This window comes from Bradyrhizobium sp. Kon69, assembly GCF_055807515.1.
Window position 1 is genome coordinate 1 of sequence record NZ_JBVVOS010000095.1, and the last position, 618, is coordinate 618.

At 61.0% G+C, this 618-nt stretch carries 1 protein-coding gene; it reads right to left on the bottom strand.

The genetic code is table 11. The features are described 5' to 3' along the window. Positions 1 to 618, bottom strand: a 618-nt coding sequence (locus tag AC0L3U_RS38340) for a response regulator (RefSeq protein WP_473364953.1), incomplete at its 5' end; no start/stop codon positions are given.

The window sequence follows — 618 nt, forward strand, 5'->3', positions numbered from 1 at the left end:
CTACAGCAGCTTGTGTTCCATGGCGTACTTCACCAGCTCGGCCAGGGAGGTGATATTGAGCTTTTGCATCAAGCGCGCCTTGTGGGTGCTGATGGTTTTGCTGCTCAGGGCCAGTTGCAGGGCGATGTCATTGACGTTAGCACCCTGGGCCAGACGTTCGAACACCGAGAACTCGCGTTCCGACAGCAGTGAATGCAACGGCCGCGAGTCCGTCAGGCCGACTACGAAGACCATGCGGACGGCCAGCTCCGGGTCGATATAGCGCCCGCCCGCTGCCACCTTGCGAATCGCCATCAGCAGCAGTGCCGGGTCGCTGTCCTTGGTGGCATAACCGGCGGCGCCAACCTTCAGGGCTCGGGCGGCCATTTGCGCTTCATCGTGCATGGACAGCACCAGGATGGCCGGCGGATTATTCAGCGCACGAATGCGCGCGATGGCTTCCAGGCCATTCACGCCGGGCATGGAGATATCCAGCAGCACCACTTCGCAGGGCACATGGCGCAACGTCTCCAGCAACTGCTCGCCATTGCCCGCCTCACCCACTACCTGCAGGTCTTTGGCTAGGCCGATCAATTGCTTGATGCCTTCTCGGACAATGGTGTGGTCTTCGGCTACCAG